At 57.9% G+C, this 22,209-nt stretch carries 19 protein-coding genes and 1 pseudogene; 7 read left to right on the forward strand and 13 right to left on the reverse strand.

Features of this window, described 5'->3' with window-relative positions; all coding sequences use genetic code 11:
* The first annotated feature begins 22 nt into the window (after nucleotides 1-22).
* Nucleotides 23-2,068: a transketolase gene (gene tkt / locus DYST_RS01485; protein WP_199045852.1), complete on the forward strand. Its 2,046-nt coding sequence runs from the start codon at nucleotides 23-25 to the stop codon at nucleotides 2,066-2,068.
* A 21-nt stretch (nucleotides 2,069-2,089) separates the two neighbouring features.
* Here tkt and gnd read toward each other — a convergent pair whose 3' ends face one another.
* The 3 genes from gnd to DYST_RS01500 form a co-directional block, all read right to left on the reverse strand.
* Complete coding sequence (gene gnd / locus DYST_RS01490) at nucleotides 2,090-2,995, reverse strand: phosphogluconate dehydrogenase (NAD(+)-dependent, decarboxylating) (RefSeq protein WP_102304361.1); 906 nt, start codon at nucleotides 2,993-2,995, stop codon at nucleotides 2,090-2,092.
* 112 nt (nucleotides 2,996-3,107) lie between these two features.
* Nucleotides 3,108-4,631, reverse strand: coding sequence for a mercuric reductase (locus DYST_RS01495; RefSeq protein ID WP_239949523.1), 1,524 nt, complete (start codon nucleotides 4,629-4,631; stop codon nucleotides 3,108-3,110).
* Nucleotides 4,631-5,956, reverse strand: a complete 1,326-nt coding sequence (locus DYST_RS01500; RefSeq protein ID WP_102304363.1) for a glucoamylase family protein — start codon at nucleotides 5,954-5,956, stop codon at nucleotides 4,631-4,633. The genes DYST_RS01495 and DYST_RS01500 overlap by 1 nt, the downstream gene beginning before the upstream one ends.
* 334 nt (nucleotides 5,957-6,290) lie before the next feature.
* Between DYST_RS01500 and DYST_RS01505 the strand changes: the two are divergent.
* Nucleotides 6,291-6,935: pseudogene (locus DYST_RS01505) on the forward strand (GH36-type glycosyl hydrolase domain-containing protein); the annotation flags it as partial.
* Between the two features lie 54 nt (nucleotides 6,936-6,989).
* Here DYST_RS01505 and DYST_RS01510 read toward each other — a convergent pair.
* Nucleotides 6,990-7,502: a hypothetical protein gene (locus DYST_RS01510; protein ID WP_239952197.1), complete on the reverse strand. Its 513-nt coding sequence runs from the start codon at nucleotides 7,500-7,502 to the stop codon at nucleotides 6,990-6,992.
* Between the two features lie 199 nt (nucleotides 7,503-7,701).
* On the opposite strand from DYST_RS01510, the gene DYST_RS01515 reads away from it, so the two are divergent.
* Nucleotides 7,702-10,026 carry a GH36-type glycosyl hydrolase domain-containing protein gene (locus DYST_RS01515; RefSeq protein ID WP_239949525.1) on the forward strand — a complete coding sequence of 775 codons (2,325 nt, stop codon included), beginning with the start codon at nucleotides 7,702-7,704 and terminating at the stop codon, nucleotides 10,024-10,026.
* A 976-nt stretch (nucleotides 10,027-11,002) separates the two neighbouring features.
* Here DYST_RS01515 and DYST_RS01520 read toward each other — a convergent pair.
* Nucleotides 11,003-11,458, reverse strand: a complete 456-nt coding sequence (locus tag DYST_RS01520) for a hypothetical protein (RefSeq protein ID WP_233176159.1) — start codon at nucleotides 11,456-11,458, stop codon at nucleotides 11,003-11,005.
* Between the two features lie 536 nt (nucleotides 11,459-11,994).
* On the opposite strand from DYST_RS01520, the gene DYST_RS01525 reads away from it, so the two are divergent.
* The 3 genes from DYST_RS01525 to DYST_RS01535 all read left to right on the forward strand — a co-directional run bounded on the left by DYST_RS01525 (nucleotide 11,995) and on the right by DYST_RS01535 (nucleotide 13,832).
* Nucleotides 11,995-12,159 (forward strand): DUF1328 domain-containing protein, encoded by a 165-nt coding sequence (locus DYST_RS01525; protein ID WP_199045444.1) that lies wholly within the window; start codon nucleotides 11,995-11,997, stop codon nucleotides 12,157-12,159.
* Between the two features lie 130 nt (nucleotides 12,160-12,289).
* Nucleotides 12,290-13,033 (forward strand): phospholipase D-like domain-containing protein, encoded by a 744-nt coding sequence (locus DYST_RS01530; RefSeq protein ID WP_239949527.1) that lies wholly within the window; start codon nucleotides 12,290-12,292, stop codon nucleotides 13,031-13,033.
* A gap of 142 nt (nucleotides 13,034-13,175) precedes the next feature.
* On the forward strand, nucleotides 13,176-13,832 hold the full coding sequence (locus tag DYST_RS01535) for a phospholipase D-like domain-containing protein (RefSeq protein WP_239949529.1): 657 nt from the start codon (nucleotides 13,176-13,178) through the stop codon (nucleotides 13,830-13,832).
* A 3-nt stretch (nucleotides 13,833-13,835) separates the two neighbouring features.
* On the opposite strand, the gene DYST_RS01540 is transcribed toward DYST_RS01535, so the two are convergent.
* Nucleotides 13,836-14,591 carry a Crp/Fnr family transcriptional regulator gene (locus DYST_RS01540; RefSeq protein WP_199045442.1) on the reverse strand — a complete coding sequence of 252 codons (756 nt, stop codon included), beginning with the start codon at nucleotides 14,589-14,591 and terminating at the stop codon, nucleotides 13,836-13,838.
* A gap of 211 nt (nucleotides 14,592-14,802) precedes the next feature.
* On the opposite strand from DYST_RS01540, the gene DYST_RS01545 reads away from it, so the two are divergent.
* The gene (locus DYST_RS01545) at nucleotides 14,803-14,976 is read left to right on the forward strand and encodes a CsbD family protein (protein ID WP_102304765.1); all 174 of its coding nucleotides are present in this window, start codon (nucleotides 14,803-14,805) and stop codon (nucleotides 14,974-14,976) included.
* 619 nt (nucleotides 14,977-15,595) lie between these two features.
* Here the strand turns inward: DYST_RS01545 and DYST_RS01550 are convergent.
* From DYST_RS01550 to DYST_RS01580, 7 genes are all read right to left on the reverse strand, one after another.
* Nucleotides 15,596-15,817 (reverse strand): TonB-dependent receptor, encoded by a 222-nt coding sequence (locus DYST_RS01550; RefSeq protein WP_102304763.1) that lies wholly within the window; start codon nucleotides 15,815-15,817, stop codon nucleotides 15,596-15,598.
* 752 nt (nucleotides 15,818-16,569) lie between these two features.
* Nucleotides 16,570-16,827 (reverse strand): hypothetical protein, encoded by a 258-nt coding sequence (locus DYST_RS01555; RefSeq protein ID WP_199045441.1) that lies wholly within the window; start codon nucleotides 16,825-16,827, stop codon nucleotides 16,570-16,572.
* Nucleotides 16,828-18,098: 1,271 nt separating this feature from the next.
* Nucleotides 18,099-18,320, reverse strand: coding sequence for a hypothetical protein (locus tag DYST_RS01560; RefSeq protein ID WP_199045439.1), 222 nt, complete (start codon nucleotides 18,318-18,320; stop codon nucleotides 18,099-18,101).
* Between the two features lie 687 nt (nucleotides 18,321-19,007).
* On the reverse strand, nucleotides 19,008-19,331 hold the full coding sequence (locus DYST_RS01565; protein WP_199045438.1) for a hypothetical protein: 324 nt from the start codon (nucleotides 19,329-19,331) through the stop codon (nucleotides 19,008-19,010).
* A 978-nt stretch (nucleotides 19,332-20,309) separates the two neighbouring features.
* Nucleotides 20,310-21,089, reverse strand: coding sequence for a DUF6602 domain-containing protein (locus tag DYST_RS01570; protein WP_239949530.1), 780 nt, complete (start codon nucleotides 21,087-21,089; stop codon nucleotides 20,310-20,312).
* Nucleotides 21,090-21,099: 10 nt separating this feature from the next.
* Nucleotides 21,100-21,342 carry a hypothetical protein gene (locus tag DYST_RS01575; protein WP_239949532.1) on the reverse strand — a complete coding sequence of 81 codons (243 nt, stop codon included), beginning with the start codon at nucleotides 21,340-21,342 and terminating at the stop codon, nucleotides 21,100-21,102.
* A gap of 199 nt (nucleotides 21,343-21,541) precedes the next feature.
* Nucleotides 21,542-22,084, reverse strand: a complete 543-nt coding sequence (locus DYST_RS01580; RefSeq protein WP_239949534.1) for a hypothetical protein — start codon at nucleotides 22,082-22,084, stop codon at nucleotides 21,542-21,544.
* Nucleotides 22,085-22,209 lie beyond the last annotated feature (125 nt).

Raw genomic sequence — 22,209 nt, forward strand, 5'->3', positions numbered from 1 at the left:
TCTTGCCCCCCAGGTAGCCGACATGTTCACCAAACTCGATCAGCTGTGCATCAATACCATCCGCTCCCTTTCGGTGGACATGGTGCAAAGAGCCAATAGTGGCCATCCCGGCATGCCGCTGGGGGCTGCCCCCATGGCTTATGTGCTGTGGACCCAATGGTTGAGGTACAACCCGCGCAACCCTGCGTGGGAGGATCGTGATCGCTTCGTGCTGTCGGCTGGACACGGCTCGGCGTTGCTGTACAGCCTGCTGTACCTGACGGGCTACGATCTCTCATTGGACGATATCAAGCAGTTCCGCCAATGGGGCAGCAAGACGCCGGGGCACCCCGAGCGCGGCCACACGCCGGGCGTCGAAACCACCACCGGGCCACTGGGGCAGGGCATGGCCAATACCGTGGGCATGGCCATCGGCGAAGCGCAACTGGCGGCACGCTACAATCGTCCTGGCCATACCGTGATCGATCATCACACCTACGCCATCGTCAGCGACGGCGACCTGATGGAAGGCGTGGCATCGGAGGCCGTTTCGCTGGCTGGACATCTGCAGCTCGGCAAGCTGGTGTGCCTCTACGACGATAACTACGTCACCCTTTCCGCGGGTACCGACATCACGTTCTCCGAGGACCGCGCGCGGCGATTCGAAGCCTGCGGCTGGCACACTGTGCGGGTGAACGACGGCAATGGCCTCGATGCCATCCAGGCAGCCCTGCATGCCGCACATCAGGAACGCCACAAGCCGTCGTTGATCCTGGTGCGGACGCACCTTGGTTACGGCTCGCCCGAGCAGGACAGCTTCAAGGCCCACGGCTCCCCACTTGGCGTGGACGACGTGCGTAAGACCAAGCAGACACTGGGGTGGCCCACCGAGCCGGACTTCCTGATACCGGACGAAGCACTGACGCATTTCCGCCAGGCGGTGGATCGGGGCGCCGATCACGAGGCGGCGTTCGACGAGCGGCGGCGCGCTTACGCGGAGGCTTTTCCGGAGCTTGCTGTCGAATTGCAGCGCAGTCTGTCAGGTGAGCTACCACGCGGCTGGGACGCCGGTATTCCGGTGTTCGCCGCCGATGCCAAGGGCCTCGCCACGCGCGATGCATCCGGCAGGGTCATGAACGCGATAGCGCAAGGGTTGCCGACATTGACCGGAGGCTCGGCCGACCTCAATCCATCAACCAAGACGGCGCTGAAGGATCACGGCGATTTCAATCCGCCGGCATCGAACAACGAGGACAAGCAAGGCTCCGATCCGGCGGGCTGGAGTTGGCAGGGACGCAATATCCATTTCGGTGTGCGCGAACACGCAATGGGCGCCATCGTGAATGGCCTTGCTGCGCATGGTGGCTTTATCCCGTTCGGCTCGACCTTTCTGATCTTTTCCGACTACATGCGGCCGCCCATTCGGCTCGCCGCGCTGATGGGGCTGCATGTCGTACATGTGTTCACCCATGACAGCATCGCACTGGGCGAGGATGGTCCCACTCATCAGCCGGTGGAACAGCTGGCGAACCTCCGGGCGATTCCCAACCTCATCATGATCCGCCCAGCGGATGCCAACGAAACGGCGGTTGCCTGGCGGGTGGCGGTGGAGGCGCATGGTCCGGTGGCGTTGGTACTGACTCGGCAGAATCTTCCCACGCTCGATCGTCAGCACTATGCCAGCGCCGATGGCTTACGCCAGGGCGCCTATGTACTGAGCGATGCGCCTTCCGGCAAGCCCGAGCTGACACTTATCGCCAGCGGTTCCGAAGTGTGCCTGATGCTTGAGGCGGCGCAGCGCCTGCAAGGGCAGGGCATCGCTGTACGCTGCGTCTCCATGCCGAGCTGGGAGCTGTTTGAAGCGTTGCCGCAAGCGGAGCGCGATCGCGTGCTGTTGCCATCGGTCAGCGCGCGACTCGCCATAGAACTGGGTGTATCGCAGGGCTGGGAACGCTATATTGGCGCAGCTGGTGACATGCTCGGTGTCGAGCACTTCGGAGCTTCGGCGCCGGCAGAGGTGCTGTTGCGTGAGTATGGCTTCACAGTCGACAACGTCTGCGCCCGCGCCTTGGCGCTGCTTAAGAAATGAATGAGGCGCCAGGCGAACGACTCACTCGCTCTTGATGGGGTGCCCGCCGAATTCGTTGCGCATGGCCGACAGCAGCTTGTCGGAGAATGAGTCGTTGTCGCGCGAGCGCAGTCGCTCGATCAGCGACTGGGTGATCACCGGTGCAGGCACATTGAGGTCGATGGCCTCATCCACGGTCCATCGACCCTCGCCTGAATCGGCGACGTAGGGTGCGATGCCGGTCATGCTCGGGTTCTTCGCCAGCGCCGCTGCGGTCAGGTCCAGTAGCCATGAGCGCACCACGCTGCCGTAGCGCCATATCTCCGCCACTTCGTGCAGATCCAGGGCGAACTCGTGCTTGTGTTGAAGGATCGAGAAGCCCTCGGCATAGGCCTGCATCATTCCGTACTCGATGCCGTTGTGAATCATCTTGGTGAAGTGGCCTGACCCGACGGGGCCCACCCGACCCCAGCCCTGATCCTTGGTCGGCGCAAGTGTTTCGAAGATAGGCCGCATGCGTTCGACGGCCGACTCCTCGCCGCCAATCATCAGGCAATAACCCTCGGACAGGCCCCAGACACCACCACTGGTCCCGCAGTCGATGTAATGGAACTGCTGGCCAGCAAATGTCTGGGCCCGGCGCATGGTGTCCTTGTAATTGGAGTTGCCGCCGTCGATGACGGTGTCGCCAGGAGCCAGTAGCGACAGCAGTTGCTTAAGCGTGCCATCAGTGATGTCCCCCGCAGGCACCATCAGCCATAGCGTACGAGGAGCGGGCAGCGCCGCCACCAGGGCGGCCAGTGAATCAGCGGAAGTGGCACCTTTGCTTTCCAGGTCCTTGCGCGCTTCGGGCTTGGGGTCGAAACCCACCACCTGATGTCCACCGTCCACGAGGCGCTGGGCCATGTTGGCGCCCATGCGGCCGAGGCCGATCATGCCGATCTTCATGACGTCTCCTGGAATGGTGTGAAGGGTGCAGCGTTGCCACAGGCCAATACACGATGCGCCTGCGCCGGACAAGGTCACGTGACAGGGCGACCGCTGCCATCCTCGTCAGCCGCTATCGGGCCAGCCAGCGGCGGGCCCTGGCCTGGATGCCTGGCGTGAAGCGCGCGCGGTAGTATGCCTTTGCGGCCTGCTGGATCGCCGCAGCCTGCGTCGGATAGGCGTGAATGACTCGCGCTAGCGTACGCAGGCCAATGCCTGCCACCATGGCGAGGGTGATCTCATTGATCATGTCCCCGGCATGGCGGGCGACGATGGTGGCGCCAAGAATTTTGTCAGTGCGGCCCTTGACGTGGATCTTCACGAAACCGTTTTCTTCGCTATCGGTCACCGCTCGCGCAATTTCGTGCATGGGGATGGTGAAGGTTTTTATCGGGATATCCAACTGATTAGCCTCGCGCACATAGAGGCCCACATGCGCGATCTCCGGGTCGGTAAAGGTGCACCACGGAATGACCAGTTCGCTTAGTCGCTCGCGGCCGCCGAACAAGGCGTTCTGCACGACGATGTGCGCCGCAGCCTCGGCCGTATGCGTGTACTTGTGCTCGAGGCACACGTCGCCGGCGGCATAGATATTGGGATTGCTGGTACGCAGGAAGTCGTCGACACGGACGCCGTCGTTGAGGTCGTAATCGACGCCTGCTGCATCGAGGCCCAGTTGCTGCACGTTGGGCGCGTGACCGGTACCGGTCAGGATGGCGTCCACGGCCACCGTACTCCGATAGTCGTCACTGACCAGGTCAACCAGCTTCTCGCCATTTTCCACGCGTACGGCAATGGCGGTGGTGTTCAGTCGAACCTCTATGCCGTCGCGGGCAAACGCATCGGAGAGGATCTGGGCGGCATCGCGCTCTTCCTTTCCAAGGAACAATGGCATGTCCTGCACGATGGTGGTTTTAGAGCCGAGTCGGCAGAATGCCTGAGCCAACTCGCAGCCAAGCGGGCCGCCGCCAACCACCATAAGGCGGCGCGGCAATTCAGTCAGGTCAAACACGTTCTCGTTGGTTAGATAGCTTGCTTCCGCCAGACCGGAGATCGGCGGAATCATCGGGCTGGCACCCGTCGCAATCAGTGCTTTCTCGAAGCGCAGCACTTCTCCCTTGACTGTCAAGGTATCCGACCCAGAGAAGCGGGCGTCACCAAAGAAAAGGTCGATGCCGTTCTTGGCTAGGTGCTGAGCGGAATCGTCGCCACTGAGATGGGTCCGTATGCGCCTGACTCGTTCCATCACGGCAGGGAAATCGACGGTGATATTGCATGGTACCTGGGCGCCGTAGCGCCTCGCGTCGCGCATCTCGGCATACATTTGTGCAGTCCGGATCATAGTTTTCGAAGGGATGCAACCGTCATTGAGGCAGTCGCCTCCAATCATGTTGCGCTCGATCAATGCCACCCGGGCACCCAGTGCCCTGGCCACCTCGGCAGCGGCGAGCCCGGCAGGACCTGCACCGATCACGACCAGATGATAAGGCCCCGAGACGCTCGGATTGCTCCAGGCCTGAGGGCGCACATGAGCCATGCGCTCGCGCTCATACGTATCGCGAGGCGCACTGATTGAAGGGTTGCGCGGCTGCGACATCAGCGTGACTCTCCGTCATGAAGGTTGCCTGGTGGCAGCCAGCCACCGCGAAATCCGGCGCGATGCAGTCCGTTGCTGAGATAGGCACAGTTGTGCATCAACTGCCATAGCCCTTCAGTGCGGTAGTTTTCGATCATCATGAACACGATGCCCTGATCGAGTCCGTAATGCCCCGCCGATACCCAGGGTTGGCCGTGTCCATTGACGTGTGACGGATTGAAGCTGCTCGCTAGGCGGCCATCCACCAGCATTTCGGGATACCGATCGATCATGTGGCGTATCGAATCCAGGACGACATCGGGTGCAAACGGTAGCGATGCCAGGACGGCGGGGGCGGACAGCGTGCCATCGTCGGGGCCATAGGGCACTCCTCGCGCGGCATAGCCAAACAGTCGTCGGGGCGCGTTGTGCACATCGGGCTGCTCGTCGGTGGGGCCATCGCAAGCAGACAAGCCCCAGCAGCTCTCGTCGTAGCCTTTCAATTCGTGTGGATTGCGTTGCGCATACTCGCGCTGGATGGCGACAGCTTTGCACGAGTTCTGGAAGTAGTCCGAGCGCACCTCGCGCATAAAGCGATCGTGGATGCCGCGAAAATCAATCCACGCGTGCGAAAACTGATGCACGAACAACGGGCCGGCATACAAGTAGTCGTTGTGGTAAAGATTTTCCCACTGGTAGGTGGAAGTCCAGGACTTGTAGCAAGCTCCTGCAATGGGATAGGTGGGCGATCCCATTGCCAGGGCGTAGAGCAAGATAGCCTCGCTATAACCCTCCCAGCCGTAATGCAAGAAACTGCATTCGGGCTTCCAGCCTTGCCGGATGGTATCGCCGCCCCCCTGCGCCCAGCGCCAGTCGATGCGCTGATAGAGAAAGTCGGCAAGCGCACGCAGCTCGGCTTCATCCTCCGTCGCAGCGGAGAAGTACATACTCGCTGCAAGCATGCCGGCGATGAGTAACGCCGTGTCGATCATCGACAGCTCCGAGTGCCACACGCGTGCGCCGCTCTGCATGTCGAGAAAGTGGTAGTAGAAGCCCTTGTAGCCTGTGGCCTCGGGGCTCCCGCTCTGGTCGCTGTCGCGGAAGAAGCGCAGAGCAGCGAGGCAGCGCTGAACTGCGCCGCGGCGATCCAGCCAGCCTCGCCCCACGGCCACGGGATACGAAGACAGCGCGAAGCCCACCACGGCAATGCTGACAGGCGACCCGAGGCGGGAGGTATCAGCAACCAATCCGTTGCTTGGGTTTGTGTTCAGCAGGAAGTACTCGAACGCCGCATGCTGCAGTCGATCGAGCATGGCTTCATCCGTGAGTGTGGTCAGCGGTGCCATCGAATGAGTCCCTGATAGGGCGCCTGAACAGATTGAGCTTCGCAACATCATCCGGATGATGGTCAGGGATGATGTCGCATAAGGGTGCATGTGTCGCGTGTAGGAGGCACGCGAGACGTTGTTGTTGACGCTGTTTCTCGACATAACCGTCCCGGGACACTGGAGACTTCACACGGCATTACTCCCATCCGGCCGTATGCTCGGCTGCTCGCGGCGCGAAATCCAACTCACCGTCGCGCCTCTGGAGTTACGACGCCCCATGCCGCCACTCTCGTCGCCATCCCTGGACACATCGTCGCGAGCGCAGTTGCTTTCAAACGGGCGCTATACAGTGATGTTGAATGCAGTGGGATCTGGTTATAGCGAATGGCGTGGGCTTGCTATCACGCGTTGGCGCGAAGAGCCCGTGGGTGATAGCTGGGGAAGCTACCTGTTACTGCGGGATGAGGAGAGCGGCGAAACCTGGTCACCGACGCTCCAGCCATACGGTATCGCTGACGGCATTTACGCGAATAATTTTTGCGATGGTCACGTAAGCATGACGTGCCAGCAGGAATCGCTGATCGCCCGGCTGGATATCGCGGTGGCTTCGGATAGGGACATGGAATGGCGGCGCGTCACACTTTCCAATTCGGGTGAGCGCGCACGCAGAATTTCTCTGACATCGTACGCGGAACTGGTGCTTGGGCCGGCCGGTGCAGATGCAGCCCACCCTGCCTTCTCTAAGATGTTCGTGCAAACAGAGTGGGTAGAGCAGGATGGGATACTGTTGGCTACGCGTCGACGGCGGTCACCCGGTGAACCCGAGTTATGGGCCGCTCATCGGGCCGTGGCTCCGCCTGGCGCCGACAACGGTGGCGAATATGAGTCGGACCGCATGCGCTTTCTTGGCCGTGGCCGAACGCTTCGCCACGCCCATGCCATGCAGGCGAGTGCCGTGTTGTCGGGGACCCATGGCAGCGTGCTGGATGCTGTCTTCAGTGTTCGACGCCAAGTGCGCGTAGCGGCCGGCGCCAGTGTGCAGGTTACATTCCTAACTGCGCTGGCCAACTCGCGTGCTGACGTGCTCGCTTTGATCCGCTCGTTGGGCGATCGCGTGACGGATGACGACATACTCGCCGGTGCGGCGGCATATGCAAGAAATGAGCAGGTTCGCCTGGGAATCGACGCATACCTGGCCGAGCGTTTCGATGGCATCACAGCAGCATTGCTGCATGCCACCTCTGCGTTCAGATCGACCACAGCGTTGCTTGAACGAGGCGTTGGTGGAGCGCCGGTGCTGTGGAGTTGCGGCATCTCCGGTGACCGGCCGATCATCCTGCTGCGGATCACCCACAGCTCCGATATGACATGTGTCGAGGAGCTGCTTCTCGCTCAGCGCTATTGGCACGCGAAGCAGCTGGGTATTGACCTTGTGGTGCTGGAGGCTGGTGATAGGGATGGCGCCGCATTGCATGTGATGTTGAGCGAACGGGTTGGTGCGCAGAACGATTGGCTCAAGGGTCACAGTGCGCACATCAGGGCGCAGGCATTTGTGCTTCGTCATGATGACACTTCCGAAGCGGTACGGAACGGCCTCGCTACTGCGGCACGTATCGTGGTGGACGCCGCGACCGGTCTCCCGGATTCGGTTACGCAGCGGCGCTCTACTATCGGTGAGATGCCCGCGCGGTTCGTGCAACGGGCTTCCGGCGCCCCTTCTGCCTCCCGGCCAGTCGCTGCGATACCCGCGGGTGAGTTCGACAATGGCCTGGGTTGTTTCAGCAGTGCCGGTCGTAGTTACACCGTCACCCTTCAGGGGGGGTCGGAGCACGCCAAGCCCCTGGGTCAATGTCATTGCCAATGCGGAGTTTGGATTTCTTGTCTCGGCCGAAGGCGGTGGCTATACCTGGTCGAGCAACAGCCAACAAAATCCACTGACGCCCTGGCCAAACGATCCGGTCAGCGATGTTCCTTCCGAGGTGTTGTATCTGCGCGACAAGGATAGTGGTCAGTTGTGGAGCGCCACCGCAGCTCCCATCCGCGTCGCCAATGCGACCTACCTGATTGAGCACGGCAAGGGTTATAGTCGTTTCAGCCATACTGCGCATGGCATCGAGATTGATCTCCTGCAGTTCGTGCCGACGCACGATCCGATCAAGCTCTCTCGACTTCGCCTCCGCAATGGTTCGAGTCGCAAAAGACGCTTGTCGATTACTGCATACGTAGCATGGGCACTGGGTGCCAACGGCACCGTGCCGGCCCCCTTCGTGTCAACCTCGCGTGATGCAGTGACCGGGGCGCTCTTCGCCTGCAATCGTTGGCGCACCGAATTTAGCGACAGAGTGGCCTTCATGGATTTCGGCGGCCTGCAGCAATCCATGACCGGCAGCCGCCTGGAGTTTCTTGGTCGGCTTGGCGCGGTCGATAGTCCTCTCGCCCTGATTGGCAACTCACCACTGTCTGGGCGGTTGGGCGCCGGACTGGATCCCTGCGGGGCGCTGCAGTGCGCTATTGAGCTGGTACCCGGCGAGCAGATTGACCTGCGGCTCATGCTTGGCGAGGCCTTGGAGATCACGGAGGCGCGGTTGCTGGTGCAGAAATACCGGGTGATCGACCTCGATGCTGTTTTAGATGACGTTCGATCGCAATGGTGTGACTTGCTCGACACCGTACAGGTCACCACGCCAGATCGCGCAATGGACATTCTCCTTAACGACTGGCTGCTCTATCAGGCGCTTGGGTGCCGTATGTGGGCGCGCACGGCTTACTACCAGGCGAGCGGTGCCTATGGATTCCGCGACCAACTGCAGGATGCGATGTCCCTGTGTGTGGCTCGTCCAGATCTAGCGCGCGAGCACCTGCTAAGGGCTACAGCGCGACAGTTCGTGCAGGGCGATGTGCAGCACTGGTGGCTTCCGCCATCGGGTCAGGGCATCCGCACACGGATCAGTGATGACCGAATCTGGCTTGCCTACGTCGCCGCCCACTATGTGACGACGACGGGCGATCACTCGGTTCTGGACGAGATCGTGCCATTTCTCGACGGGCCGCTCATCAAGGACGGCGACACCGATGCGTTCTACCAGCCGAGCATCGACAGCGAGCGTGGCAGTGTATACGACCACGCTGCGCGTGCAATCGATTCCGGCATGACACTGGGCGCGCATGGGTTTCCCCTGATGGGCACGGGGGACTGGAACGATGGTATGAATAACGTCGGTGCGGAAGGGCGCGGCGAAAGCACCTGGCTGGCCTGGTTCCTGCTCTCGACGATCCGGGACTTCCTGCCGTATGCCCGCGTCCGTGGCGAGCAGTTGCGAGTAGATCGCTGGCAGGCATATGCCGCGAGCTTACAGAGCGCGCTTAATGGCGCGGCTGGCTGGGATGGTGAATGGTACCGGCGGGGTTACTACGACGATGGCACGCCCCTAGGTTCGAACGGGAGTGAAGAGTGCAAGATCGATGTCATCGTGCAGTCGTGGAGCCTGATGTCTGGAGCGGCGGATCCGGTCCATGCGGTGCAGGCGATGAACGCTGTCGATAAATACTTGATACGGGACGATGAGCAGATTGCGCTGCTTTTTACGCCGCCGTTTGACCACACGCCATTGAACCCCGGCTATATCAAAGGTTATCCGCCCGGGATGCGTGAGAACGGTGGTCAATACACTCATGGCGCCACCTGGTCGATCTTCGCTTACACGATGCTCGGGCAGGGTGATCGAGCGGCAAAATTGTTCGACATACTCAACCCCATCCGCCGCACCGAAACGGCGGATGCAGTTGCCCGCTATCGAGTTGAGCCGTATGTCGCCTGCGCCGATGCTCTATTCAGAGAGTCCCCATATCGGTCGTGGCGGCTGGACATGGTATACCGGCTCGGCGGGCTGGCTCTATCGCGCTGGACTGGAGGCTATCCTAGGCTTTCAGCGACTTGGCGGGCACCTGCGAATCAATCCTTGCATTCCCAAGTCCTGGCCGCGCTTCGACATTATCTATCGCCATCGTGGTGGTCAGCACGGCCTCACGCGGTACGTGATTGCGATCGAGAATCCAGACCGCGTCAACTATGGCGTAGCTTTGATTGAGCTAGATGGCGAGACAATCGGCACGAATCAGATCCCACTTGTCGATGACGGATGCGAACACCATGTTTACGTCAGGCTTGGGTAAGTTATTAGGGCGTATGACCAACTAGCTTTAGTTGCGGGCTTTTGCATCATTGCCCTGTGGTTTTCGAGCCCGACGATATTAAAATTAGACGGCAAAGCGGAAAGTGTCGTTATACTGGCGTTCGGCCGAGCGAGCGTTGATCCGGTCCACGCCGATCGTTCGTACGGGCTATAAGATTAGGTGATTCGCTCAAGTTATCGCGGATAAGACTGATCGACCAGTTGCGGCAGGTCCGGTGGAGGGGCACCAAGGATTAGTCCAAGAACAAACAGATCCACTTTTAAGTGATTATTTAGAGGCAATAGACCTGCCTAGCTTTGAAGAGAAACGCTCACATTACTTACACAAAGGAGGCGCGTCGCCGCCCTTTGTATATTCGCCAAGACGGTTACTCACCGCGCCACCTTGTATGGTTGGAAATGGATACCTCGCGGCATTTCCTGTCGCATTTAGCGCGTCATTATCAGCGCGCGTCGCCGGCCTTCCTTTTCTACTGCTCGGTCGGCATCGCATTCGCTAGCATAAACGTCAGTGGCACCCTCAGCCATGGAATGCATCCCCGCGTTCTCCTTTAAGTCAGGCCGACGATTGTAGATCCACCATCTGCCATACCACTCATCGCTATCTTGAGAGATGCGCAGTGTAAGAGTGGATACCCAGAAATCGCCTGCGAAGAAGAGCGACGACATTCACTAATCCTCAAACCTAACCAAATATGAGCGGAAGTATGTGCTACACCATCAACGTGATATGCGTTGATGGTGTAGATGCTAGCGAGTTGATGCTTGTGTCGGTGGCGTACTGCGACGGTCTGAATGACAGCCGGGAAAAACACCGCCGAATCACGGCATCTGTAGCTAGCGTCCTACTTTTCGGGTAGCCCGGATCTCATCACTTGACTTGCGAAAGCGTGACCTCTCCAACATCGATGCCAAGATCGATACCTTCGCCGGTGCCTGATAAGGCAAGCGAGACCTCGCCCTTCGTTAGCACCTGTGCTTCGCTCGCTCTACCGGCCCCGGCATGGACTTCTGCGTCACCGTAGTGACCGAGGATCTCTGACATTGAGCGCACATCGGTGAAGCGGCCCGTTCCGTCGTCAATGTGAGATTTGCCCGCCGTCAGGCCGCCACCTCTCGCGACAATTTTGACATGCATGGATTGCCCGTTCTGACAGGTAATGAGGCCATGTCCTTCTGACTGCTTGTAGATAATTGACCAAGTTGAAAGAGAGAACTGCATCTTGCAGCCCAGGTCGGCGGGATGCTCGGCCTGAACCGTGCCTGGGTGCACAGTCATGGCTGCGATGATCACGATTGAGCTCAATGCGAGAAGATTGCGTTTCATGGTGTATGTCCTATGGCCGCCTTGTCACGACTACGGCGCACATTAAGTGGTGACAGAGACGTTCTGTGTCTTTGTAGACCGATCCACTTCCGTGGAGCGCCGGTCACCGAATGTACTTGTGCTCCCAAACGACGGCTCATGAGGGGAGGGCTGCGCCTGGAATGGCAAGCACATAGCCTCATCATCGGCCACATCATGCCGGCTGTATGTGCGATGCGACACACACTATTTCGGCACTCGGGCCGGCTTATGTGGTTGAGTCGGATGTCCGCGTCCCAGCAATGGCGGTAACTAAGATGGGGAGCCAGAATCGATGTGTGATAGCGCACCGAGTGAGTGAGAAGAGGCGAGTACATTGGTACGCGATCAGTCAGGTGGCCCAGGCGAAACGTGGCTACCGGGCTCATTCGATCACAGATGTGCTCCACCATGGCCCGATCGGGGGTACCTTTGATCAGCCTCCCGGTCAACACAAAGGCAGCTCCCGGTGTTTGCCGCCGCGATGATGCCGCTTGATCACTTTAGGGAGTGTCATCATGTTGTACTACGCGCTCATCTTTCTCGTTATCGCATTAGTTGCTGGGTTTCTTGGTTTCGCAGGTATCGCCGGCGCAACCTATGGCATAGCTAAGATCTTGTTCTTCGTATTCCTTGTTCTATGCGTGGTGTCGTTCCTCATGGGTAGACGGAATCGCACCTGAAGGCTAGCGTGATCGGCTTCGATGGGCACCCAGCCTTTGATGTGAACGCATGTCCATAAACCTCTGGCCTTGCTTTGTCCCAGGCGTGCTATGCACGAGGTGGGCTGGTTGTTCTCTAGCAGTGCTTGCGATGGGCGTTGCGCTGACGGATTGTTCGTCTTTGAGTAAAGACTTCATCAAACAGCCCACCAGCGCATTGCCAGCGATATCCGACACTCCTTCGGCGCGCTATATCGGCGTGGAATTAGCTCAGCATCCTGGTCAATCAGGTTTCCGGCTCCTCACCAAGAGTTCCAATGCTTTGATGAGCCGCATTGCCATCATCGATCAAGCTAGGCATTCGATCGATATGCAGTACTACATTTTCAAGAACGATGCGACAGGACGACTGGTAGCGCAGCATGTCCTGGCAGCTGCTGATCGTGGTGTTCGCGTCCGCATGCTTCTTGATGCCATGGATTTGACGAACGAGGACCGAATGCTTGGTGCATTGGACGCACACCCAAGCATCCAGGTGAGGCTGTTCAATCCTTTTCGTACCCGTGCACCGTCCACACCTTCAAAGATCAGACAGTTCATCGTGGAAGGTCGCCGGCTTAACCGACGGATGCACAACAAGTCCCTCGTCGTGGACGGCACGGTCGCCATCATTGGTGGGCGAAACATTGGCAATGACTACTTTGATGCGAGCGACGAAACCAACTTTCGTGATGTCGACCTCATTGCGATCGGGCCGGTAGTACAGCAGGCATCGCATTCGTTCGACGCCTACTGGAACTGCGATGCAGCCTATCCGGTGAGGGCGTTCCGAGAAGCGCATGATACGCAAGATGACTTGGCAAAGCTGAGGGTTGCCCTCGCTCAGGGACGCTAGGTCATTCGCGCGGTCTGACTATGCCGAAGCGGTCTCGGAGGCTTTCCCCGAAGGACCCACATCCGACAGGCGTGGCGATTGGTTCTGGGGGGGCGCCGAACTGGTTTCCGATAGCCCGGACAAGATCAACATGCATGGGGACATGCCGACATTCCGTATTGGCCCGAAGCTAAAAGCAATGATCGCGGGTGCGCGCGAGGAGGCGCTGCTGATATCGCCCTATTTTGTGCCAGGCAGAGATGGCTCGCAGTTTCTTGTCGGTATTGCCGAGCGCGGCATTCGGGTAAAGGTGCTTACCAATTCTCTCGCGTCGAACGATGAGCCTGCCGCGTACTCTGGTTATGCCCGTTATCGTACTCGGTTACTGGAGGGCGGGGTGGCGCTTTACGAATTACGCCCGAATCAGGGCGTGGCGCAACGGATAACAGCACGCGGACAATCGTCCGGCATAAGTCTTCATGCAAAGGCCATGGTAGTGGATGGCGAGCACGTGTTCATCGGCTCCCTCAACATGGATCAGCGCTCCAAGCTGCTTAATACCGAAATGGGGCTCATCGTCGACTCTGTCCCTCTGGCGAGCGCCGTCGAACAGTTCTTCGATACGGCCACCCTCCCGGAAAACGCATTTCACGTCGTTCTTCGCCAAGTGCCGGAAGGAGTTGGTTACCCCTGGCAGATGCGGTGGCTCTATAGTGACAAAGGTGTTGGACTTGATGCAGACAGCGAGCCAGGCGCGACCAGGGGGCGTCGAGTCGAGGTACTTGTGCTGCAGATGCTCCCCTTGGATAGCATGCTTTGAGGTTTAGAGAGGGGCATCGATAGTCCCGCTGGAGCGAATAATCAGGTTCGTGGATGATGGCAGCAGGCGGTCATACTCTTTCTTGACCACGGCGTAGCATTCGCAGGTCCGCTTCTCGAGCCCAGCGCGATCCAGCACGGTGATATGTCCTCGCTGGTAGCGAATCAATCCTGCCTGCTGCAGGTTACCAGCTGCCTCAGTAACACCTTCGCGGCGGACCCCTAGCATGTTGGCGATTAGCTCCTGTGTCATCACCAATTCCTTGGAGTGCAGGCGATCGAGGCTCAGTAGCAGCCAGCGGCACAGCTGCTGATCCAACGAGTGGTGGCGATTGCACACCGCTGTCTGTGACATTTGAGTGATCAGGGCCTGGGTATATCGCAGCAGCAGATGAAGTGCGGGGCCTGCGCGGTTGAACTCCTGCAGCATAAGGTCTGCCTTCAATCGAAACCCTTGGCCGGCGCTTTGCACCAGTGCCCGGCTTGGCGTGGACTCGCCGCCCATAAACAGTGAGATGCCGACGATGCCCTCGTTACCGACCACGGCGATCTCGGCCGAGGCACCGTCCTCCATCACATAGAGCAATGAGACGATTGAAGTCGTCGGAAAATACACATGGCTCAGTCGGCTACCGGACTCGTAGAGCACTTTGCCGAGTGGCATATCGACGGACTCAAGGTGTGGCGCCCATCGAGCCCACTCGGCCCCTGGTAATGCCGCAAGCAGCTGGTTCTGTCGCGGGTCGGGAGCAGCAGTCATACCTGTCCTCGTTGCGCTCTTTCACAGATTTTAGCACCGAAATGCTCCGTTTCGTGGAAGATTAGGTGTGGCGTGGCAAGCCTCGTAAGCGGGTCCGGTTTGGGTGGCGACGCTATCTCCTCGAGTGTTCGCCGGCGTACAGAGCGAGTATTGGCCAGGGTGTAGTTTGCCTATCGTCAGTGATGTCGCAATCCGGCGACAGGAGTTCATCATGGACAAGAATCGAATCCAGGGCACCAAGCACGAGGTCAAGGGCGCACTGAAAGAAGTTGCTGGCAAGATGACCGGGAATCACGTGAAAGAGGCGGCCGGCCGCCTCGAGAAGGACGCTGGAAAGCTTCAGAGGGACGTAGGCAAGGTGCGTGACGAGCATAAAAAGCACTGACTAACGCGTGAAGGTCGGGAAGTATTTGCCTCGCATCTCCGCTCCCGGCGTAGGCAAGTGCACCAAAGCCTCCGACATAGAAGCCGGAGCCTTCCTGTATAGACACTATGGAAGGTCTCCGGTGCACGACCTTGTTCATGCTGGCATAGCAATGCGCTGTAGTTACCAGTGAGGCGGTGTCTCCTCCGACACCCCATGGCGAGTAGCAAACAGTGAGTAGCAGTTAGCTTCGTTCCGACAAGAAAGCCTGAATCGAATGGTTCTTGAGCTACCGTTGTTTGCGCCACACATTCAGAAGGCACCGCATGAGCCGAACGCGAGAGCAATTGACAAATGAGTTCAAAGCTTTAGATCTGGAGCTGCTCGCGCTTGAGGCCAGCGGTGAGCAAGAGGAAGTGTTATGGCTAGCGTTCGAGCGCCTAGCCAAAATGCCGAATCACGCCGTTAGTTCACGGGATCGATTGTGGTGGTGGGGACAACTCTACGCAATTATGGACCGGCATGCGCCGAGGTGTTTGCGCGCCCCTATCTAGCTCGCGACTATCTGAGGTCCCGCCGACGGCTCCGCGCTCGACCGGCATCGAATCAAAAGATTTGCCTCTGTGCGCGGCCGCGTCACTTATCGTGCCTGGACCCAAACAAGCTCAATGTCGTCTTGTACGGCCTCATTGACCTCCCCTGTAGTGGCGCCATTGAGTTCGTTGATGCGACCATGCCGCATGCCGAAGAAGACTCCGCTGCGGCGAAAAATGGCAGTCCACCTGACACGATCCGAGTTTGCATACTCGTAATCACCTTCATACGTGAAGCCGTTGGTAGTTTTGCCCGAAATGCTGGTCATGATGATTGCCCCTGGGGTGACTTGGTGCCTTCGTTTCTGTTCGTGATGGCCTGAACAGTTTTAGGGTTTGAGCAACTGAATGCCTTGGCCTATCGCCGCTCCAAGCGCTCGTGTTGGAGTACCGTCGTCGTCCATGCGAACTCCGTTCACTTCTTGCTGATCTCTTTCTGACACGCGCGAATCGCCCACAGGGCTATTCGCAGCTCTTGCCCTTGTTGATGCGGCGGGTACGTCGTGGTCGGGAAACCGGTGGTAGCGATCCTTGTTGCATGCCGCATCCGGAGCAGGGCAGAAGTGCGGCCTGTGCGGATAGAAATAGAGCGTGTTCATCTGATTGGTGGTGCACATGGCATTGCCTCGAGTATCTACCCGTATCCCTCAGGTCATGATCAGGCGCGACCCTGTGGCCCTGACCCGTTTGGAGAGAGCTCAGTGGACATTCGAGTCTGTCCATGGCGGGAAGGTGAAGAAGTGACCTCACTTCAAGTAACTAGCTCAGTGGGCACTCGAAGGTCCGAGAAGATAATCGCTTCTTGCAGCGTCCGGGCAATGTCGGCGCACCTTTTCGCATCCCCGGACACGATGTGCGCCGGGTATCCGTTCGCCCATAGCGCAGCTGTCCATTGCAGCCCGTTGCTTCTCCTAATCATATCCACACGGGCCTCGAAAGGCTCGCCACGTGTGTCTTTCACTGTTAGAAGCATGGAGTACATAGCGCCCACCTCCCGCTGTTGGCGAATGTCATGCGCCGCCTACACGTTAGGCGCGCAGAAACGAATATCGCGACCGGCGCTAACGTCGTCCATCTTGCGCATACCTGCGCGCGTGATCCGCACGTAGTAATTGATGATTCCCGCAACCGAGGCGCCGTCGAAACTCAATGCAGGCTCAAGAAGATTTCTAGCCACCAGTCTGCGCGCGTTGACCATGGGCACTACCTTCAGCTGGCCCCAACCAAGCCAGAAGAGGTGATTGATATCGTCTTGTTCAAGCACATCGCGAATGCGCATGGCACCTCCTCGGAATTAGAGAAAGCCATGGTGCGCCTTGGATCGTTCGACATCTGTACGTTGCGCAACATAGTCGTGGGTAGAGCTACATAGGCCGCCGATGGACAATAGGGGCTATCTTCGCCTGCACCACCAGTTCGCAATCACTGGTATGAAGATCACGATGAACACAACGACTAGCAACGCGACTCTAGGCCGCATCCCCCAGCCAGATCACGATTGCAATGTCGTTCGTCGTCTTTGTTTCCTACAGTGGCGGCTCCTACAGCGCCGACTCGGCGCGGTACAGCCGATCCAACAGCCCATCCAGCAGGTTGCCTAGATCGCTCAGGCAGATCCTTCCGCCTCAGGCCGCCTGGCGGCCAGTCGAGCGGTTACAGACCCGGCGTGGGCGAAGGGGCGTGTCAGCTCCTCGGGGCGATGTCATTAAACTCGGATCCTTCCAGGGAAGTCGGTATTGTTGTTCAACAACATCAACGCGCGCTTCGTTGCCGCGATCTTGAAGTACTTGGGCGCTGTGTTCGCCGAAGCCTTGCATGTGGCCCATGGCCGAGCCCCATCCGCGTGCCTCATCTGGGTCCGAACCATACGTGCTCGATGTCGTCACTCACAGCTCGATCTGTTTCAACCACAGTAGTGGTGCCGACGCCGAAGACTTTTCCGTTACGACGGCCGCTGTAGACGCCGTTCGTCCGAAAAGTAGCAGCCCAAACAACGCTGTTGGATGCAGCACGGGTGTACATCCCTGTGAAGCTCACTCCATCACTGAACTTGCCGGCTACGTCGAACATGGAATGAACCTCGAGGATGGCGCGTCCATCAACGCTACTCCTGTCGCCAGCGCCGAATGTGAAGGTCACATCGGCGTTACCTAATTCCTTCGCCAAATCACAAGAGTTGCAGGACAGCCAAGGGTTGGAACTTCACAACCCTGGACCCCACGATTTCTCGATGGCCCTCATGACCTGCTCCAGCGTTCGGTGAGCATTGGTCTTCGGGCCGATTCGAATCTCACCGGAGCGGTTTCCTATGAACTTCCCACGGTTACTAAACACGGCCTTCCAAAACACTCGTCCAGGGATGCCAGAGACGTACTTGCCCGTGAATACCAGGCCATCGTCATCTACGCCGGAAACCGAAATGACGCTCATCGCTGCGCCTCCAGGAGCACTTGAGGACTCACCGTACTACTCTCGATATACGCTCACGTAAATGCTTCGGCGCAGAGCGTCTCAATATTCAATCCACGGAGGCATCCCATGGCTAATGCATCAGTGCGTGCCGACCAATGGCTCCTCGATGTCTGCCATAACGGCCCAAAAAAGGTCTGCCTGGGTCAGCGTTTCAACTTGAGAAAAATACCCACGGCGTACGCCCCAATAGACGTCGACCAAGCGGAACGTCGCCATCCATTCAACGCTACCCGTGACATCCGGATCGTACGTAGCCGTGTAGTTGAAACCGTTACTTCTGATTCCGGTGATATCGGACATCCTTACAACCCTCATCTGATACCTTGAATCCAAGCAACGAGCTCTGTGGGTACTCTTAGGTCTGAAAAGATGATGCCTCTTGCAGTGTCCGAGGTATTTCAGCGCGCCTCTCGCATCGCCGGACACGATATGCGAAAGGTATCCGTTCGCCCAAAACGCTACCGCTCATTGCAAGCCAGTAACGCCCTTTATCAATGCCACTCTGGCCTCAAGGGACTCGCTGCGCATCCTTCATAGACATGCCCATTGACACCATAGCCCGATCGCGCTCGATTCTGCTGGTGGCTATGCTGCGTTATGGTTCATCCCGCATCTGTGCGGTGCGCAACATACGCGTTACCAACGTCACGGAGGCAGCCCATGGTAAATCTGCAAAGCGCCCTGCAGCCAGCGCGATGGTCTCATTGCCAGCTAATCACCTTGTCTCGAATGGCATTCTCGACCAGCCTCTTGCAGACATCCATTACTGAATCGGTGCTTAGCGCATAGGAGTTGAGGGGGCTCGTAAATCGATGGCGTGACCCGCCATCGCAGGTAACCTCAGCGCTAAAGCTCCTATCCGCCACCACAAGTACGTAGTAGAAGCGGTGGCCCGCATGCACGAACGCATGGCCGGTCGTTGCCATGGCAGAACTCCCAGTCAAAGGCAGATCCAGCATAGTTCAGAAGAAGGGAGGCAGCGTGATGTCAGTTCTGCATGGCTAGCGCTCTGCGCCGCCCTTCCATCTTGGCATCCCGGTCAGCATCGCGCTCGTCGGGGAAGGTCCCCGTGGTTCCCTCTTCCAGAGGAAAAACCTCGGCGTTCTTCTCCAGATCGGGACGGCGGTCATAAATGAACCACCGTCCATACCACTCATCACTATCCCGCGAAACGGGAAGCGTCACGGTGGACACCCACAGATGACCAACTGGTATGGGCAACGACATGCGTGAACTCCCCATCCTGATGAATGCGCACATGGTCATGTGCGAGCCACGATCACGCAAGTCATAGGCAAGCAGCTTCGGCACTCACGATGTCCTTGGCCATACCAAGGGCGCGGATTCCGGTCAGGCTGAACATTAATTCCGGTAAGCGCTGACCACCCTGCTGCTGATCACTGATGCCGACGAGCGCTTGCGGCTATAGTCTGGGAAGGTCCGCTTCCGCCACACAGCGGACCTTCCTGGGCTACTAAGGTGAGGCCAAGCTAGGCGCCGTGGCCCGGCGCTTGCGAATTGATCCCTCGAGTACCGGCATCTGGCGAAGCGCGTCAGAAGCGTCGCGTTGACCATGCCGTTTCAGCGCATCCTATCGCTCGCCGCATTTGTCTTTTCGGCCATTTCACATCAGCTCACCGCCGTTGTGAGTAGCCAGCCTCTGGGGTGGCGCAGATACTCATCACACGCTCCGCATGCGACCGTTGCCGTGTTGCCTGACGCTATGAAATGCTGTGGCGCAGCACGACAGGCTATGCCCAAACGAGGACTCACATGGACGATGAAGGACTGATCCGCGGTGAGGAGGTAAATCTGAAGCAGTCGGTCAATCTTGGGTATAAATTTAGGTATAAATTTCCTTTTTCCTGTGTCTTTATGCAATAAAGACAATGGCATATATAGATTTAATGGTCTCCCCTTGGCACCATATGTACGTTTCAGGACGTCCCATACAGTCCAGAAACAGTAAAGAAAACCGCTGCTTGGCGGGTTTTTTTATGGCTGATTGTCCAGGATCGTCCCATGTCGTCGCTTGAAAGCGCGCTCATTCTGGGGGTATATCTGGGGGTACCCGACTCAACGAAATGGGGTGGAACGCGGACGCCATCGAGCGTCAGCTGGCGCATGCCGAATCCAACAAGTCCGCGAAGCCTAGGGGAGAACAGCAGCCCACGCCTAGAGGTTGTGGGCGTGGGACGTGCTTAATCGCAAAGTGTGATGAAGTGCCACGATGAAATTTCTCAACATCATAGCGGGCGCTTGCCCCTCACTTCGCCCAATAGAATATTTCTATACTGGGGACCAACTCCCACCATCACCAATAATGCGGCCCGCAGATGTTCCTTGGCCCGGTGGGCATGTTGGAATGGGAGTAGATTTCACGTAGCGGTCGAAGCTTGGCAACACTCTAGAGACCGCGCCGATCTGCTTCGTGATAAACGCGCATAAGCCAAGAAGTGAATGACCGCCAGAAGCCTGGAGGCTGCCGTCACTCGTTACAAAGGCACCTCTTCTGATGGAAAGGGCGGCATCAATCAGGGGACTTTCGTGGCCCTGGTTTGCCTTAAGTAGCTTGCGTGCCAAATCATCAATATCACCGTATCCATCATATCCAACCACGACAAAGGGGATATCCTTGAGGTGCTTATTATCCTGCGTGGTGTCGTGTGTCTGGAGGTAGGCAATGTCACGCTTTAGCTGCTTGACTTGATTGGCTTTTGTGATCACTTCCCCCCATTGAGCTGCCAGGTTGGATTTCACTTCGATAACAGCCGCGACCGATTCCGCAAGGTAGAGACGCTGATCTCCCAACGCAAAGCTAGGCCCGAAGCCGAACTCGATGGCAATGTCGACCTGACCCGAATCGTTCCCATGTGAGTCAATGATCTGGCCGCTGCTCATTCGCTGGTTGGCGGGAAAGAATTCAGACCAAAAATATCGAACGAAGTGTTCGCGCGCGGCGCCTTTGACTGCGTTGGCATCCAAACTTCCAGAGAAGTGAACAGCATTGAGCAACGCCTGTAGTCCAAGGAGCCGTTGCTGCAGCAGCATGTTGTGATTTTGTGCCATTGCTTTCTCTTCAATATTGAGTGATTCGCTTGCCGTAGAGCCACAATGGCTTGTGTGCTTCACAGGCCTGGCTGATGTCCGCCGTCTGGTCTTCCGGGATGATCGCGATTAAGCGCCCCTTGTCATCGCTGTATATTTTCGTGAAAGACAATCCTTCAATGTGGCTCATTCCTGCCGGCGGGCCACTTGCGGCCGACAGTGACGGCATAAGCAGAAGGCCAAGCAGTAGCGTTCCAGCGATCATGCGCTTCATTGCTCACCACTATTGTCATTCTTGTGATGACCGCGGTTGATGATGATATCGCCACGAAGGGGGCCTAGTAGGCATATCAAGGGTTTTGATTGGTCTCCCTGGCGATTGCCTTTAGGATTGCGTGAACGCCTCATTGGCGCCACTTGGCACAGTGTCTTCGAACAAAATGCCAGTTTCTTACACCGATGAATCAAAGAATCTAGCCGTTACGAGCAGATCCGCCCTCGACGCGGGAGATCATCCAATGATCCATGGTGCAAAGGCCTTTGGGTGACTCACCAACATCGGGGATCTCGATGGTGTAATGGATCTCAATCTTGATCCCGTACTTCTCTACCTGCATGACAAAGGCGTCCTCTCCTGAATAGCCTTTGTTAGTCACATAATAATAATAGCCCTCCCTGGCGGCAGAGAGATTGGAGGGCGTGCCTGGGTCCAGTATCAGCTCTCCGTTCTTTGGCGGCACCAAAACCCTGGTCTTGGCTTCGTTCAACGGATACTTATCGGTAGCGAATTCCTTGAGTGGTGAATCGCTTCTCCCTTGGTACTCCGACATATAAGCGCCCGCATCGTACGTGGGACGCACGGATGTGCCGGGCGTGTCTGTCCCTATAACGCGGAAATCAGCAACCTTGCATACCCCTGCCGCATACTGGCCGGCATGCGCATTCGGAACACTCGTGGCCAGCACGAGTGCACAGGAAGCTAGGTCGGTAGTCCATTTGCGGCGGCGCAGCGGCATTGCATGATTCTCCTTTGCATGTGAACCCGAATTCGCCGGCATGACCCTGCAAGTGATGGGTACATACCCGTACCGACGGATCTTGATGTATCGAAACATACTTCTGTTGGACGGAAGTCGAGCTA

It is taken from the genome of Dyella terrae, from assembly GCF_022394535.1.
Taxonomy (GTDB): Bacteria; Pseudomonadota; Gammaproteobacteria; order Xanthomonadales; family Rhodanobacteraceae; genus Dyella.